General features: G+C 65.0%; 16 protein-coding genes. 10 read left to right on the top strand and 6 right to left on the bottom strand.

Annotated features, from left to right (window positions below):
• Window positions 1-31: 31 nt before the first annotated feature.
• The 9 genes from QMG72_RS10850 to QMG72_RS10810 all read left to right on the top strand — a co-directional run bounded on the left by QMG72_RS10850 (window position 32) and on the right by QMG72_RS10810 (window position 9,427).
• Entirely contained in the window at window positions 32-1,306 is a 1,275-nt protein-coding gene (locus QMG72_RS10850; RefSeq protein WP_282360134.1) for an alpha-hydroxy acid oxidase, read from the top strand.
• Window positions 1,307-1,384: 78 nt separating this feature from the next.
• Entirely contained in the window at window positions 1,385-2,287 is a 903-nt protein-coding gene (locus QMG72_RS10845) for an ABC transporter substrate-binding protein (RefSeq protein ID WP_226774095.1), read from the top strand.
• A 6-nt stretch (window positions 2,288-2,293) separates the two neighbouring features.
• The gene (locus QMG72_RS10840; RefSeq protein ID WP_226774094.1) at window positions 2,294-3,334 is read left to right on the top strand and encodes an amino acid ABC transporter permease; all 1,041 of its coding nucleotides are present in this window, start codon (window positions 2,294-2,296) and stop codon (window positions 3,332-3,334) included.
• Window positions 3,331-4,098: an amino acid ABC transporter ATP-binding protein gene (locus QMG72_RS10835; protein ID WP_282360136.1), complete on the top strand. Its 768-nt coding sequence runs from the start codon at window positions 3,331-3,333 to the stop codon at window positions 4,096-4,098. Before QMG72_RS10840 ends, QMG72_RS10835 begins: the two co-directional genes overlap by 4 nt.
• Before the next feature lie 47 nt (window positions 4,099-4,145).
• The gene (locus QMG72_RS10830; protein ID WP_283480499.1) at window positions 4,146-5,513 is read left to right on the top strand and encodes an MFS transporter; all 1,368 of its coding nucleotides are present in this window, start codon (window positions 4,146-4,148) and stop codon (window positions 5,511-5,513) included.
• 229 nt (window positions 5,514-5,742) lie between these two features.
• The gene (locus tag QMG72_RS10825) at window positions 5,743-7,269 is read left to right on the top strand and encodes a glycosyltransferase family 2 protein (RefSeq protein ID WP_283480498.1); all 1,527 of its coding nucleotides are present in this window, start codon (window positions 5,743-5,745) and stop codon (window positions 7,267-7,269) included.
• Entirely contained in the window at window positions 7,266-7,508 is a 243-nt protein-coding gene (locus QMG72_RS10820) for a hypothetical protein (RefSeq protein ID WP_226774091.1), read from the top strand. The genes QMG72_RS10825 and QMG72_RS10820 overlap by 4 nt, the downstream gene beginning before the upstream one ends.
• A gap of 105 nt (window positions 7,509-7,613) precedes the next feature.
• Window positions 7,614-8,447: an alpha/beta fold hydrolase gene (locus QMG72_RS10815; RefSeq protein ID WP_283480497.1), complete on the top strand. Its 834-nt coding sequence runs from the start codon at window positions 7,614-7,616 to the stop codon at window positions 8,445-8,447.
• Window positions 8,444-9,427, top strand: coding sequence for a sensor domain-containing diguanylate cyclase (locus QMG72_RS10810; RefSeq protein WP_226774089.1), 984 nt, complete (start codon window positions 8,444-8,446; stop codon window positions 9,425-9,427). The genes QMG72_RS10815 and QMG72_RS10810 overlap by 4 nt, the downstream gene beginning before the upstream one ends.
• 34 nt (window positions 9,428-9,461) lie before the next feature.
• On the opposite strand, the gene QMG72_RS10805 is transcribed toward QMG72_RS10810, so the two are convergent.
• The 4 genes from QMG72_RS10805 to QMG72_RS10790 form a co-directional block, all read right to left on the bottom strand.
• Window positions 9,462-10,658 carry a TerC family protein gene (locus tag QMG72_RS10805; protein WP_226774088.1) on the bottom strand — a complete coding sequence of 399 codons (1,197 nt, stop codon included), beginning with the start codon at window positions 10,656-10,658 and terminating at the stop codon, window positions 9,462-9,464.
• A gap of 110 nt (window positions 10,659-10,768) precedes the next feature.
• Complete coding sequence (locus tag QMG72_RS10800) at window positions 10,769-11,260, bottom strand: glycerophosphodiester phosphodiesterase family protein (protein ID WP_283480494.1); 492 nt, start codon at window positions 11,258-11,260, stop codon at window positions 10,769-10,771.
• A complete protein-coding gene (locus QMG72_RS10795; protein ID WP_283480493.1) occupies window positions 11,218-11,802 on the bottom strand; it encodes a histidine phosphatase family protein in 585 nt (194 codons plus the stop codon). Before QMG72_RS10795 ends, QMG72_RS10800 begins: the two co-directional genes overlap by 43 nt.
• Entirely contained in the window at window positions 11,799-12,587 is a 789-nt protein-coding gene (locus QMG72_RS10790; protein WP_283480492.1) for a DinB family protein, read from the bottom strand. The genes QMG72_RS10795 and QMG72_RS10790 overlap by 4 nt, the downstream gene beginning before the upstream one ends.
• Before the next feature lie 441 nt (window positions 12,588-13,028).
• On the opposite strand from QMG72_RS10790, the gene QMG72_RS10785 reads away from it, so the two are divergent.
• On the top strand, window positions 13,029-13,409 hold the full coding sequence (locus QMG72_RS10785; RefSeq protein ID WP_283480491.1) for a VOC family protein: 381 nt from the start codon (window positions 13,029-13,031) through the stop codon (window positions 13,407-13,409).
• 210 nt (window positions 13,410-13,619) lie between these two features.
• On the opposite strand, the gene QMG72_RS10780 is transcribed toward QMG72_RS10785, so the two are convergent.
• Both QMG72_RS10780 and QMG72_RS10775 read right to left on the bottom strand, forming a co-directional pair.
• A complete protein-coding gene (locus tag QMG72_RS10780; RefSeq protein ID WP_283480490.1) occupies window positions 13,620-14,501 on the bottom strand; it encodes a potassium channel family protein in 882 nt (293 codons plus the stop codon).
• Window positions 14,502-14,585: 84 nt separating this feature from the next.
• A complete protein-coding gene (locus QMG72_RS10775; RefSeq protein WP_283480489.1) occupies window positions 14,586-14,990 on the bottom strand; it encodes a hypothetical protein in 405 nt (134 codons plus the stop codon).
• Between the last annotated feature and the right edge of the window lie 12 nt (window positions 14,991-15,002).

The following is a 15,002-nucleotide window of genomic DNA, read 5'->3' as shown; positions in this document are numbered from 1 at the left end:
TAACGCAGGACAGCGACAGGAAAGGCCCTTCTTGAAGATCAGCGACGCCAGGCAGCTTATCCAGGTGAAGGCCCCCGTCTTCTCACGCCGACGCCGGGTGCTGGCCAACGCCTACAACGTCGAGGAATACCGGAAGGCCGCACGGAAAGTTTTGCCTGCCGGGATCTTCGACTACCTCGACGGCGGCTCTGAGGACGAGGTGACGCTGCGGCGCAACCGCGCCGTCTTCGATTCCTGGGCACTGATGCCAAGCTGGGGCCCGGTCTCCGGGCCCGATACCAGCACGAACCTGCTCGGGAAAGCCAGCACGCTGCCCCTGACGCTGACTCCCACCGGCGCAACCCGGCTGTTCCATCCCGAAGGCGAACTCGCCGTCGCCGCGGCCGCGGAACGGGCACAGATCCCCTATGGGCTGGCCGGACTCAGCACCGTGCCGATGGAATCGATCGCGGAACGCCACCCGGACCTTGACCGCTGGTTCAACTTCGGGCTGACCTCCGACGCCCAGGCCTTAAAGAACAAACTCGCGCGCTGCGAGGCCGCGGGATTCACCACACTGATTGTCGGCGTCGACACACGGGCGCTGGGATCCCGCGAACGGGACCTGCACAACGGCTTCACCGCCCCGCCCGCACTGACCCTTTCCGCCATCGCTGACATCGCCCGGCGGCCGTCCTGGTGGATCAACTTCCTGAAGTCGGACGGCATCAGTTTCCCCAACCTGGATCCGCGCAGTCCTGCGGCCACGTCCGTCGTCACCCCGTCCATGTGGCAACACATTTTGGGCCACTCGGACGCCACCAGCGGGTGGAAGGAACTGGTGGCCCTGCGCCAGGGATGGCACGGCAAAATCGTGCTGAAGGGGTGCGTCAACCCGGCCGACGTGGACAAGGCTGCCCGGATTGGCCTGGACGCCGTCCAGTTAAGCAACCACGGCGGCCGCCAGTTGGACCACATGCTGAGTCCCATGGATGTGCTGCAGGAATCCCGGCAACGGGTGGGCGACTCGATCGAAATCTACGTGGACTCCGGTGTCCGGCGCGGCAGCGATGTCCTCAAGGCGCTGGCCCTCGGCGCCGATGCCTGTTCGATCGGCAGGGCATACCTGTATGGCCTGGTCGCGGCGGGCTCGCCGGGTGTTGGGCGCATTATCGAGATCTTCGGTGACGAACTGCGGCGTACGATGACGTTAGTAGGCGTTTCCAGTATTCCCGAGTTGAAGGCTCGGGGCGGGGAAATTCTTCGGGATATCCGTCAGTCCGGAGGAATCCTGGAAACCACGGCGTCAACCACCTCGCACATATGAATTCTGAATAAGCAGGCAGACAGCACGCTCCCGCAGGATTGCGGGAGTTTAGAGAATCTCTGAACAGCTAAGGAAACCATGCGCACCCGTTACCTACTCCCCGTCCTCACCGTAGCCACGGCGCTCTCGCTTTCCGGCTGCGTTAACAACAGTGAACCCGCCGCCACCGGCGGGGCCTCCGGAACCGCGGACGCAATCGACGTGAAAAAGAGTGACACGATTGCAGCGATGCTCCCGGAGAAAATCAAGAGCGCAGGCGTGCTTAATGTCGGCATGGCAAACAATTACCCGCCCAACGAATTCAAGGACGACAACGGGGCGCCGGCCGGCTGGTCAGTGGACCTCACCAACGCCCTGGGGAAGGTGATGGGCTTAAAGGTCAACTTTGATATCGGCACCTTCGACAACATCCTTCCCGCCGTCCGCGCGGGAAAAGATGACATGGGCATGTCCTCCTTTACTGACACGCTGGAACGCGAAAAGCAGGTGGATTTTGTCAACTACTACTCCGCCGGAATCCAGTGGGCGGCCCCGAAGGGCAAAACGGTCGACCCTAACGACGCCTGCGGGCTCAAGGTTGCTGTCCAGGCCACCACCTACGAGGACACCCACGAAGTGCCCGCCAAGTCCAAGGCCTGCACCGACGCCGGAAAGCCGGCCATCACCATCTTCAAATACGACGCGCAGGACCAGGCGACCAACGCCCTGGTGGTCGGTCAGGTCGACGCCATGAGCGCCGATTCACCAGTGACTCTCTACGCGATCTCCAAGACCAAGGACAAGCTGCAGACCGCGGGCACCGCCTTCGAGGTGGCACCCTACGGCATACCCGTGGCGCAGGGCAGCGAATTTACGCCGGTCCTGCAAAAGGCCCTCCAGTCGTTGATCGATGACGGCTCGTACAACAAGATCCTGTCCAAGTGGGGAGTGGAAGCCGGCGGAATCAAGACGGCGGCACTCAACGTGGCAGCCAAAGGGTGATAGCACATGAGCGAACCGGAACCCGGCCGGATGGTTGAGGCGGAGCCCGGCGGGCAAACGGAACCGGGCAGGACGCCGCGGGCCGGCAGAACCCGAACCGACGACGGCGGAGCGCCGCCGGAGGAGATCGTCGCAATCCCGCTGCGCCATCCCTGGCGGATCCTGGTGGCGGTGCTCCTGGTCCTGGGCCTGGCGGTCTTTGTCCTGGACGCCGCCCAACGCTCGGACTATGGCTGGCCCGACGTCGGCAAATTCATCTTTGACCGCCGGATCAGCCAGGCCGCCTGGGTGACCTTGTGGCTGACCGTTTATGCCATGATCGGCGCGATCGTCATCGGTTTGTTGCTGGCCATCATGCGGCTCTCACCAAACCCCGTGCTGAAGAGTATTGCCTGGCTGTACATCTGGATTTTCCGGGGGACCCCGGTATACGTGCAGCTGGTCTTCTGGGGCATCGTGTCCTTGATCTATCCGGTGTTCACACTGGGTATTCCGTTTACGGAACCGTGGGTCACCATCCCCAACGAGATCTTCACCAACCTCTTTATCACCGCCGTGATCGGACTGGCACTCAACGAGGCGGCCTACATGTCCGAGATTGTGCGCGCCGGGCTGCTCTCAGTGGACGAGGGGCAGGCGGAAGCCTCGACGGCGCTGGCGATGTCCTGGGGGCAGACAATGCGGTTTGTGGTGGTTCCGCAGGCGATGAAGATCATCATTCCGCCCACCGGCAACGAGGTGATTTCGATGCTCAAAACCACTTCACTGGTGGCGGCGATCCCGTTGAGCATTGACCTCTACGGGGTGTCGCGCGGTATTTCCGCGGTGACCTTCACACCAGTGCCGCTGCTGATTGTGGCCTCCCTCTGGTACTTGCTCTTCACTTCCGTTTTGATGGTGGGCCAGCACTTCATTGAAAAGCGGTTCTCCCGCGGCACCGGTCGGCTGAAAACGGGCAAGGGACCGTCGACGCCGGAACCGGCACCGACGGCGGTCCCCGGTATACCGGGCGCACCGCTCGGCACGGACTTTGGCGGAAAAGGATGACGGACATGCCCATGGTCCTGGCGGAGCGGGTCTCCAAGAATTTCGGCACCAACAAGGTGCTGCGCGGGATCAGCCTGGCTGTCGATCCCGGCGAGGTGCTGTGCATTGTGGGCCCCAGCGGGTCCGGCAAGTCGACGTTCCTGCGCTGCATCAACCACCTGGAGCGGGTGGACGGCGGCCGGCTGTCAGTGGACGGACAACTGGTTGGCTACCGGCAAAAGGGGGACAAGCTCTACGAACTCAAGCTCAAGGAGGCAGCCTTCCAACGCCAGGAAATCGGAATGGTGTTCCAGCGCTTTAACCTTTTCCCCCACCTGACCGCCGTGGAGAACATCACCCTGGCCCCCATTCGGGTGAAGGGCTTGTCCAAGTCCAAGGCCACCGAGCGGGCCAGGGAGCTGCTGGACCGGGTGGGGCTTGGCGACAGGGCGGACGCCTATCCGGCGCACCTGTCCGGTGGCCAGCAGCAGCGTGTGGCCATCGCCCGTGCGCTGGCCATGGACCCCAAGCTGATGCTCTTCGACGAACCGACAAGTGCCCTGGATCCGGAACTGGTGGGCGAGGTGCTCGACGTGATGAAGGAACTGGCCAGGACCGGCATGACCATGATCGTGGTGACCCATGAGATGGGGTTCGCCCGCGAGGTGGCAGACACGCTGGTCTTTATGGACGAAGGTGTGGTGGTCGAAGCCGGGCCACCGCGTCAGATCCTAAGCGATCCGCAGCATGACCGGACCAAGGCGTTCCTGTCCAAGGTCCTCTGACGCGTCACGGAGTTCCGGCACCGCACGCGGTAGGAGAGACTGTTGCCGTGAGCAACTCTCCCCGGACCGGCCTGGCCGTCGCAGGCTTGAGCCTGGGTACTGCCCTGAACCCGCTGAACTCCTCGATGATCGCCGTCGCCCTGGTGGTGCTGCGTGCGGATTTCGCGCTCGACGTCGCCACCGTCACCTGGGTGATTACCGCGTTCTACCTCACCTCCGCGGCCGGCCAGCCGCTGATGGGCCGTCTTGCCGACCGTTTCGGTCCGCGCCGGCTTTTCCTGCTGGGCATGGCCCTGGTGGCGGTGACCTGCGCACTGGCTCCCTTTGCCCCGAATTTCGCCCTGCTTTGTGTTGCCAGGGCCGTTATGGCCCTTGGCACGGCGACGGCCTACCCGAGCGCCGTGGTGATGGTGGGGGCATTGGCCCGTCAGGCGCACGTGAAGTCGACCCGGCCGCTGGGCCGCATCCAGATGGCGAATACCTCGGCGGCTGCTGTCGGGCCGGTGGTGGGCGGTCTTTTGGTGGGTTTTGTGGGCTGGCAGGCACTTTTCCTGATCAACCTTCCGTTGGCCGTCGCGGCGATCCTCCTGGTCCGGCGGTTTGCTCCGCCGGACGGGGAACGCGAGAGCGGCCGGGCCGTCGAGCTGCTGCGGGACTCGGACGTCCCCGGCGTCCTGGCCTTCGTCGGCTCCATGGTCCTGGCGATGATGGCGCTGCTGAACGTGCTGCCGGACCACCGCTGGTGGCTGCTTGCCGCCGGCACCGGCCTAGCAGTGCTGTTCGTCTGGCGGGAACTGCGCTTTGCCACCCCGTTCCTGGATTTGCGCTTGTTGGGACGCAACCGACCGCTGCTGCTCGTTTACCTGGGGTTTGCCCTGTTCAGCGGCGTCTACTACTTCGCCTTCTTTGGCTTGCCGCAGCTGTTGCAGGAAGCCGGGGGGTACAGCCCCGGAATGGTAGGCCTGCTGATGCTGCCGCTGGCGGCGATGTCGGTGGTGGTCACACCCGTCGCCGTCCGCGCGATTGACCGCTTTGGGGTCAAGCGTGTGCTGATTGCCGGCGTTGTGCTCCTGGTGACAGCGTCGGGGATGATGTGGCTGCTGACCGGCTCGTTCGCCATCCCGCTGGTCCTGGCCCTGACAGCACTGCTGGGTGTGCCCTACGGGGTGGTCGGCATCGCTTCGAGCCAGGGCATGTATGTGTCCACCCGGGCAGAGGAGCGGGGGGTGGCTGCGGGGATATTCCAGACCTGCCGGTACCTCGGGGCGATCATGGCTACCGTGCTGATCGGCGTCTTTTACGGCACCGGGGTGAACCAGGCTAACTGGGGACTGATGGTCTTTGTGATGCTGGGCCTGGGTGCGGTGGTGTTTGCCGTCTCGCTGTTGTGGCGGGAACGAACCTTACCGGGGTGAACGTGACGGAAATACGCGGAAATACTGCGGCAGATGACAACCTTCGCCGGTAGGATGACAACAATCGACAAGCTGACCGGCGGTGGTGGTTGGATGTCACGGTGGCGTAACAACACGGCGTACGGACCATCCGCCGGAGCCGATGGCACCGAACGGTTTAGGCAGCAGCTGGGTCTGCCGGGAGGCTGATCCTGTTGGAGATTGACTGTTTAGGTGGCTGGAGCCAAACATGACAAAAAACCGTGAATCCCGTGACCGCGACCGGAGGCCCCGCAAGCGCCGGTCCCCGGAAGCCGGCGGGAGCAGTTCCCGCTCCGCCGGCCTGCTGATCGCGGGGTCCGTTGTTGCGGCGGCTGCCGCGCTCCTGACGTTGGTGTCAGCGGGCGGCGCCATGTCCTCCGAGGCGCCGGTTGAAGGGCTCGTCTTCGGGCTCTGGAAAGTGCTCTACGCCACCGAAGCCCCGGCGCCGCGGGTGATTACCGCCGCGATCGCCGTCGCCCTGGCCCTCGCGGCCGGGGTGGCACTGCTGGAGCAACGGATCGGTAACCGCAGCCGCCGCTCGCTGAACATCAACACCAAACCCTTGGCGCCCAAAGTCATTATGGCGGCGACGCGCGGAGTCTACGCCGGACCGGTCACGGTCACCGTACTTATCCCCGCCCACAACGAGGAAGCCTCGCTGCCGCTGACCCTGGCGTCACTGATGGACCAGTCGCACCCGCCCGAAAAGATCATCGTTGTTGCGGACAACTGCACCGACGGATCCGTGGCTGCCTGCCGGGCTGCCGGCGTCGAAGTCTTCGAAACAGTGGGGAACACCCACAAAAAGGGCGGCGCGCTGAACCAGGTGCTGAGCCAGGTCCTGCCCGGGCTGGGGGACAACGACGTTGTGATGATTATGGACGCCGACACCCAGCTCGACGACGGATTCCTGGAATCCGCGGTCCGCCGGCTCAGCCAGGACCGGGCCCTGATGGCCGTGGGCGGCCTCTTCTACGGTGAGGAAGGCCACGGCATGCTGGGCCAGTTCCAGCGCAATGAATACGTCCGTTACGCCCGGGACATGCGACGGCGGCGGGGCCGGGTGTTTGTTTTGACCGGCACCGCCTCGGTATTCCGCCCGGCGGCGCTGCGGGCGGTGGCGCAAGGCCGCGGGTTGTCCCTGCCCGGTAAGCACGGGGACGTCTATGACACGGCGGCACTGACAGAGGACAACGAGCTGACGATTGCGCTGAAGTCGCTCGGCGGACTGATGATTTCACCGCAGGAATGCACTGTGGTCACCGAGCTGATGCCCACGTGGCGCACCCTCTGGGCGCAGCGGCTGCGCTGGCAGCGCGGCGCCTTGGAGAACCTCGGGGCCTACGGGATCACGCCGCAGACCATGCGGTATTGGGCGCAGCAGCTCGGTATTGGCTATGGTGTGATCGCCCTGGGGTCCTACCTGCTGTTGATAATGCTGATGCTGCTTGCCCTGGACGAGTGGGTCTGGTTTCCCTTCTGGCTGGGCCTGGGGGCGATTTTCACCGTAGAACGTGTGGTGACGGTGTGGCGGGCCGGCTGGCGTGGAAGGCTGCTGGCGGTGCTGATCTTCCCGGAACTGATCTTTGATATGTACCTGAACTTCGTCTACGTCAAGGGTGTTATCGATCTGTCCGTGGGGCGGCAGGCTGCGTGGAAGCACGTGCAGCACCCGGCGTCGTCCGCCGCAGCAAAAACCGCAGCCATGACCACCACCCCGGGGAGCCACCCATGATCACGAACCACCTGACGGTCCCGGCGGGCCTCCTGCTGCCGCACGCACTGCTTGAAAGCGATGCCTTCGCGGCCTTGGCGGCGTTTGTGGCCATCAACACCGTGATGTACGTGGCCTTGGCGGTGGCTAAGATCCTGCCGAAGGTCTACGTTTCGGACTGGATCCGGCGCAGCAATGAGCGCTCCGAACCGCGGGGCATCATTCCGGAGAATGCAACGAACGCTCCTTCCGAGGGCTAGCATTTTCGAGGGCCGTACTTCGCATCGAAGCATCCGGCTAACGTGGTCCGGCGACTGGGGTGATCCGGACCTCCCTTTCCATCAGACAGGCGGCATCACCGGGCCATGACGGTTTCAGCACGCAGCAACGTCCAGATCACCGGACCCGAGCAGGGTCCGGTACTGATGTTCGCCCACGGATTTGGCACCGATCAAAAGATGTGGGGAAAGGTCCTGCCCTATTTCACGGACACCTACCGGGTGGTGCTTTTTGACCACGTGGGGTCCGGCGGGTCTGACAAAGGCGCCTATGATGCCGGGAAGTACTCCAGCATCGGCCCCTACGTGACGGACCTGCTGAACATCTGCACGGAACTGGATCTTCGCGAGGTGACCCTGGTGGGCCACAGCGTGGGCTCCATGATGGCCATCGAGGCCGCCGCCCGCGAGGCCACCGCCACGAACGAGAACGGGTGCCCGCGGCTGAGCAGGCTGGTGCTGTTGACGGCGTCGCCGAGCTACCTGGATCACCCCGACGACGGGTACACCGGCGGCTTCACCAGCGACGAGCTCGATGAACTGTTTGAATCCCTCGACGCCAATTACCTGGTCTGGGCCAACTCGATGGCTCCGGTGTTTTTGAACAATCCGGAAGCCGCCGAACTCGGTGCCGAAATCCGGGGCAGCTTCGGCCGGATCACCCCCGCGGTGGGCCGTGACTTCGCCCGGGTGGCGTTCCTGTCCGATGTCCGGCACCGGCTGGCCGACGTCGGGATTCCGGTCCTGATCCTGCAGACCACCGATGACGTGGTGACCCCGGCGCACATCGGCGACTACCTGCTCGAACGGCTGCCGCAAGGCACACTCAAAACCCTGGCCGCCAAGGGCCACTTCCCGCAGGCCAGTGCGCCCGAGGAGACAGCGGCCGCCATCCTCGGCTACCTGCAGAGCGGCACGTGAACGCCGCGCCGGAGCCCCAGCCGGCAGGCCGCACGGATTTCGCGGCGCTGTTCCATGCCGCGCCGGCCGGGTATCTGCTGACCCTGTCGGACGGGACCATCGTGGAGGCGAACCGGACGCTCTGCGACTGGACCGGCAAATCCCGCGCCGAGCTGGTGGGTTCAAGCCTGCTGCGGCTGATGCCGGCCGGTGACCGGATTATGTACCTGACCCACGCGATGCCGGAGCTGGACGCCACCGGGGTGCTGACCGAACTCTCCGTCCAGATCATTGGCGCCAACGGGACCCGGCTGCCGGTACTTCTCGCTGCTGCGCGGTCCCGCACCGCGGCGAATGCGCCCGAGCTGGACCGCATCGTCCTCTTCAGCGCCCCGGAACGCCGGCTCTACGAGCGTGAACTCGCGGCCGCGATGCGTAAGCTCGAGGCCGCCGAGGCGGACCGGGCACGGCTGCTGGCGGAAGCACGGTACGCGGCGATGCATGATTCGCTGACCGGGCTGCCGAACCGGGCGTTGTTCGATGACCGGCTGGGGATGGCCCTGGCGGCCGCAGTGCACGACGGCGGGGAGGTAGGCCTGCTGTTCTGCGACGTCAACGGCTTCAAGACAGTCAATGACTCAATGGGCCACGCCGCCGGCGACCAGGTACTCTGCCAGGTTGCCGCGCGGCTGGCCGGAGCGATCCGCGGCGTCGACACGGCCGCGCGCTACAGCGGCGACGAATTCGTGGTGTTGGTCGCCGGTCCGGCCACCGTCGACGATGTGGAACGAGTGGCGTTGCGGGTACTGGATTCGCTGGCACCACCCGTTATGGTCGACGGGGCCGAACTGCAGGTGGGACTTGCCATCGGCGTGGCGATCAGCAACGGAGACACCGAAACGGCCGAGGAGTTGCTGCGCCGGGCCGATGCCGATATGTACGCCTCAAAGACCCGCAGCAGGCACGGACAGCCGACGCTATTGTCCCGCCGGGTGTCCTAGCGGCCTTTTGCCCGCACCGCGCCGGCTGCCGGGTTTAGCCGCGGGTGTTCCGCTCCAGGGCCTTGTCGTGCTCGGCATGGGCGCGGTGGAGGAGATCCAGGAACTCGGTTTCATGGTGGATGAGCCGCTTGTACTTCTCCGGCAGCGTCCGCAGCTGCTCTTCTTCGCTGACCATCTTGGTGAAGATCGCGTCCCGTTCCGCGATGTCGGTTTCGTAGCTGAGGTCCAGGTAGTCAGTGGCGTGCCTCTTGGCGCCGGAGACCGCGTTCTTGGCCTTGCCCTTGGGGCTGAAGACGGAGGCCAGGATGGTGACGGTGAGGACTCCGAGGATGACCAGCAGCGAGGCGCCGGTGCTGACCTCGAGGACGCTGACGTGTTCGCCGTCGTTGATAAACGGCAGGTTGTTCTCGTGGAGGGCGTGCAGGACGAGTTTGACGCCGATGAAGCCCAGGACGGCGGCGAGGCCGTAGGAGAGGTAGATCAGCCGGTCCAGCAGCCCGTCGATCAGGAAGAACAGCTGGCGCAGCCCCATCAGCGAGAAGGCGGTGGCGGTAAAGACAATATAGACGTTCTGGGTCAGGCCAAAGATGGCCGGGATCGAGTCAAGCGCAAACAGGATATCCGTCCCGCCGATGGCCACCATCACCAGGAGCATCGGGGTGAGGACGCGTTTGCCGTTTACGAGGGTGAACATTTTGTCGCCGTCGTAGTGCGAGGACGCGGGCAGGAACTTCTTGGCCAGACGGACGATCAGCCCGTCGGAGTCGTCATCGTGCGAATCCGGCCGCAGCAGGTTGCCGGCCGTGAGCAGCAGAATTAGGCCGAAGATGTAGAACACCCAGGAGAAGCTGTTGATCAGGGCGGCGCCGAGCAAGATGAACGCGGTGCGCGCAATCAGCGAGAAGACGATCCCGAACAGCAGCACCTTCTGCTGATCGGCGCGGGGCACCCGGAAACTGGCCATAATGATGAGGAAGACGAAGAGATTATCGACCGAGAGGGCCTTCTCCGTGACGTAACCGGCGAAGTACTCCGTGCCCATGGTGGCACCGCCGAAAACCAGAACACCAACGCCGAACAGCAGGGCGATGCTGACGTAGATCGATGACCAGATGGCCGACTCCCTGAGGGTGGGGGTGTGGGCCTTGCGTACGTGGAAGAAGAAGTCGAAGGCCAGCAGGCCCACTATTCCGATGATCGTGAATATCCAAACAATGGCGGGGACTTGCATGGTGCCTCATTTTTGTGTCGGCCGGTGTGGTCGGCGGGGGCTGGTCACCTAACGAACGAACGTCACGCCCGCGAAGTGCCAGGATCCCTCAAACTTAGCGCCAATGACGTTCAGACGCCGCTTTGCTGACGCGGGCGGCACCGGGACGCGACCAGCGGGTAGGCCTTCGGGAGCTTCATTCCGCGCTCTTCCATCACGGTGCGCAGCCGGGTGGGGTAGTCACTGATGATGCCGTCCACGCCGAGGTCCATCAGCCGGTTGATATCAGCCGTGGTGTTGACCGTCCAGGGGATGACCGGCAGTCCGAGACCGTGGGCCTCCGTGATCATTCCGGGCGTGACGGAACGGAACGCGGGGGAGATGGCGTTGTAGCCCTGGGCCGCGGCCGCTTGGGCGAGGGATCCGCCGTAGGTGTCGATGTCGATGCCGCCGAGATTGGGGCTGGCGCCGGGCCGGCCGACCTCAAGCCAGGCGTCGCCGCTGGAAAGGGCAACCAGCGGCAGCTCCGGGGCGATCTTCTTGGTCAGGTTCAGCGAGGACCAGTCGAACGGTGCGGCGCTCAGCTCAGCGCCGCGGCCGTCACCGGTGCGCCGTTGAGGCATTCGAGCTGCCAGCCGTCGGCCGGGTGGTGGTGGGCGAGGTTCAGCGCGGCGTTGTTGATGCGCTCCAGCTGGCGTCCGACCGCACGGTTCAGGCTCAGCCGGATCAGCGTGCCGTGGGCCACTACCAGGATGCGGCCGCCGCGGAATTCCTCGGCCAGGGTTTCCAGCGCCAGGAGTCCGCGCCTTGCCGCCTGGTCCTCAGTCTCGGCGCCACGGAATCCGCCGGGGATGCGCAGGGCCTCCAGTTCGGGCCCGTCCTTTAGGCCCTCGGCGTCGCCGAAGCTGCGCTCGGCGAGTTCGGGAACATGGCGGTCGACGGCGAGCCCCAGCCCGCCGGCGATCAGCTCCGCGGTTTCCGCGGCCCGGCTCAGCGGCGAGGACACCACCGCGTCCCACTTATAGCCGGACACCACGGCGACGGCGTCCCGGGCCTGGCCGCGGCCGACGTCGTTGAGCGGAATGTCGGTGGCTCCCTGCAGCCGGCGCTGCGCATTCCAGTCGGTCTGGCCATGACGGATGAGCGCGAACGTTGTGAGGGTCATGGTTCCATTCTGCCGTTAGCGGGTGCTGGGGTGGGAATCGCTGCCTCGATCACGTCCAGGTCATGGACGGCGTAGCGGAGGTGCTCCCATTCTTCGTCGAAGATCGTATGCAGGCAGGCGAGTACCGTCTCGGCTTGCCCGGGGGCCCAGGGGTTCGTGCAGGCCCCGGACAGCTGCTCCTGGGTGAGCGCGGCGAGGTAGTTGCGCACCATGGCCTGGCGGCCGGCGCGCACCTCCACCACCTGCTGGTAGGAGGGTGCGTCCGGGGTGAAGACCGAGATGTCGTAGCCGTCGGATGCGTATTCCACGTTCGGCTGACCGAGCCGGTGATAGGGCTGATCGATTTCCAAGATTGCCTTGCGAAGCCACGTGTCGGTGGCCATCACCAGATGCCGGAGTGTCTGGGCGAAGGACCACTCACCATCCACCGAGATATCCACCGTGCCCGCCGGCATGGCTGCGGCCCGCTCCAGCGCAGCCGCCCAGGTCCGCTCCAGCACCGTCCACGCCGCACGAAGACCGTCGGGGTCAGCTGCGCGTCTTTCGGCGCGGCCGGGAAAGCGGCGGTTCAGTTCGGCCTCGACAAACGGGACGACGTCGACGCCGTTGACCAGCAGGGCGTCCCCGCCATCGAAGAGCCACGGCGCATCGATCTCCGCCCCGGCCACGTCCACCCCGCGCAGCACGGCGCCGGACAGGTCGGAGCGGACAAACCGGGCTCCGCGCAGGTTCACGTCGGTGAATTCTGCGCCCCGGAGGTCATCGGACTGACTGAAAGCTGCCATGGCAGCACTCTGCCACGCTTGGCCCAGCAGCGCAGCAGCAGCAGACGGCGTTGTCAGCCGCGACCACCTAATACCGTCTGCAAGTTACCGAACGACTCGGTCCCTCCGTTGCGGGGCAGGGCCGACGACGGCTTCCCGGTCGCCCGGGGGAGCATCGGGCGTGCTGACGGAAGCGGCGCGGCCGGCACGGCGGCCCTGCGCTCAGGACGTTGGCCGGGTGCCAGCCACCCATCTTCCGAAGGACTAAAGCGGTCCATAATGGCCACATAAGCTTCGGGGACCCCTCGCGCTGGTGACGGGGTGGCGCGGCGTTCAAGGGTCCCAGGTGGCCGCCCCGGCTGGGCGCAAGGGGCAGTCACGGCCTCCGGACAAGGATTCCGGAGACCGAAACCGGGGGGCAACGCCATCCCTGCGCTCATCAACGCACTGAAGGGAATCATCATGCTCAAGGATTCAAACATCGTGGCTGTCCTCCCCGCGAAGGACATCAACAGGGCGAAGGAGTTCTACCGGGACAAGCTGGGAATCGAACCCGACGAATCCATGGAGGACGGCAGCCTCAGGTACAGCTGCGGCCAAGGAACCCGCTTCCTCGTTTACCCGACGGATAATGCCGGGTCGGCCAAGAACACCCAGATGGGCTGGGAAACGGACAATCTCGAAGGCGAGTTGGAGGAACTGCGAGGCCGCGGTGTCGTCTTCGAAGACTACGATTTTCCCGGGCTGAAGACGGAGAACGGCATCGCGACGGGAACCTGGGGGAAGGCAGCCTGGTTCCTGGATAGCGAGGGCAACATTATCAACATCGCCCAGCGCGCGTAGGCCGGAGTCGGGCTCCGATCAACGACGCAGGGCATCGCAGCCGCCCGCAGCAAAGGCGAAGTGATCCGGCTTCCGCGACCCGGCCGGGAGCCGGATTCAGCTGGCTAAGAGAGACTGCGATGTCTAGGCCGCCGAGGTTGGGATGACGGGTCGGCCGGCCGTGAGCCAGGCGTCGGCGCTGGAGGGCGCTACCCGCACGCTGGTTCGTCTCTAGTTCCCGCCGCGCACGTGCCGGTGGTGCAGCTCGTAGCTGTCGAGCACATCGGAAGAAGTGGCTCCCGAATGGCCGAATTTGCCGCGCAGGACGTCCGCGAGTGCGTCCAGCGACGCGTGGAGCATCCGCCCGGCGAACTGGAGTTCAGAGCTCTCGCTGAGCTGCGCCTGGGACGCCAGTTCCTGGGCGTAGGCCACCGTGGCGGGTAGGGAGCCGCGGGGCTCGACTTCGCGAAAGTAATACGTTTCATGGAACGCCAGCAGATCGATGCTCACCGACGCCACGTTTCCGGCCATTGACTCCAGCAGCCCGGCAGCGTGCCGGGGTTCCAGCGACAAGACGCCACCCGGACCCGCAGCCTCCCTAAACAGGTTCAGCTGGTGGGCGAGGGTCCGGCGGCGGTTCAGCGCCGGGTACGTCTGCAGAATCCACGTCACCGTTGCCGTCAGCAACCCGAAACCGGTGACCGCCTGGAGTGCCACGACCAGGCGGAGCAGCGGATGCGCCGGGACGATGTCGCCGAACCCCACGGTGGAAAGGGTGACCAGCGAGATGTAGAGCGCTTCGGCGAAGTCGCTGTGCTCTGGAACCCCGGGCCCGGGCACAAAACCGTTCGGCAGGTGGGGCAGATAAATCAGGGCCCAGCCGATAGCCGCCAGGCTGGCCCACATGCCAATGACAGCGGCCATGGCCAGAGGTGCGGCTATGAAGGAACCCCGGCCCCGCAGTTTCCTGGACACCAGCCAGAATCCGCGCATGATCCCCCGGCCCACCGGACCAGTGCCGTGCGGGTAGAGGAGCGTACTGAAGACGTCGATAAGCATCAGCAGAATCAACCCGGCCCCCAAAACCGTCAACAGCATGCCTTCAAAGTCCATGCCTCATCTTAGGGGCGGCACCTTAAGGTGTCATTCGCCTCGACGCGCCAGATGCCCCCTCGTCGTTCGCGGTGGAAGCTTCAGTCAGCGAGAAGTCGTGGTTCTGGCGTCACCCGCTTCGTGTTCGGCCGCGGTGTCATCGTCGCAGCCCGGGAAGCATTCGCCGATGACCCAGACACGTTCCTCGAACGTCTGGCCGTTCCTGTAGAGGCTGGCGCCGAAGAGTGAGACGTGGACCAGAACCGAGCTCTTGCAGCCATGGAAGATGCCGCGAAGTTGACGGGCAACTGGATCGCAGGCAAGGCCAACACTGTCGGAGAAGGCGTCGCAACGAGCGCTGTGGTAGCGGGCGCCGTGGTGGTCGGTGGGCGGGTCTGAGGCCGGTAGCGAGGAACTGGTCGAGAAGTAACCCCGGAGGTTAGTGGGCTGCGGGTCGTCGGCTATCTCCTGACTAATCCGCTGCCTAAGTTCCGGTCGATGGTGCGCCACGGCGGGAGCGGA

The organism is Pseudarthrobacter sp. PH31-O2, from assembly GCF_030063265.1.
GTDB lineage: Bacteria > Actinomycetota > Actinomycetes > Actinomycetales > Micrococcaceae > Arthrobacter.
This window is presented reverse-complemented; position numbering and strand designations above follow the sequence as displayed.

What these genes read in the sequence shown, in the direction of transcription:
- QMG72_RS10785 (WP_283480491.1), top strand. Translation starts at nt 13,029, where the DNA reads ATGCTCAAGGATTCAAACATCGTGGCTGTCCTCCCCGCGAAGGACATC.
- QMG72_RS10815 (WP_283480497.1), top strand. Translation starts at nt 7,614, where the DNA reads ATGACGGTTTCAGCACGCAGCAACGTCCAGATCACCGGACCCGAGCAG.
- QMG72_RS10780 (WP_283480490.1), bottom strand. Translation starts at nt 14,501, where the DNA reads ATGGACTTTGAAGGCATGCTGTTGACGGTTTTGGGGGCCGGGTTGATT.
- QMG72_RS10820 (WP_226774091.1), top strand. Translation starts at nt 7,266, where the DNA reads ATGATCACGAACCACCTGACGGTCCCGGCGGGCCTCCTGCTGCCGCAC.
- QMG72_RS10790 (WP_283480492.1), bottom strand. Translation starts at nt 12,587, where the DNA reads ATGGCAGCTTTCAGTCAGTCCGATGACCTCCGGGGCGCAGAATTCACC.
- QMG72_RS10835 (WP_282360136.1), top strand. Translation starts at nt 3,331, where the DNA reads ATGACGGACATGCCCATGGTCCTGGCGGAGCGGGTCTCCAAGAATTTC.
- QMG72_RS10805 (WP_226774088.1), bottom strand. Translation starts at nt 10,658, where the DNA reads ATGCAAGTCCCCGCCATTGTTTGGATATTCACGATCATCGGAATAGTG.
- QMG72_RS10825 (WP_283480498.1), top strand. Translation starts at nt 5,743, where the DNA reads ATGACAAAAAACCGTGAATCCCGTGACCGCGACCGGAGGCCCCGCAAG.
- QMG72_RS10845 (WP_226774095.1), top strand. Translation starts at nt 1,385, where the DNA reads ATGCGCACCCGTTACCTACTCCCCGTCCTCACCGTAGCCACGGCGCTC.
- QMG72_RS10795 (WP_283480493.1), bottom strand. Translation starts at nt 11,802, where the DNA reads ATGACCCTCACAACGTTCGCGCTCATCCGTCATGGCCAGACCGACTGG.
- QMG72_RS10840 (WP_226774094.1), top strand. Translation starts at nt 2,294, where the DNA reads ATGAGCGAACCGGAACCCGGCCGGATGGTTGAGGCGGAGCCCGGCGGG.
- QMG72_RS10800 (WP_283480494.1), bottom strand. Translation starts at nt 11,260, where the DNA reads ATGCCTCAACGGCGCACCGGTGACGGCCGCGGCGCTGAGCTGAGCGCC.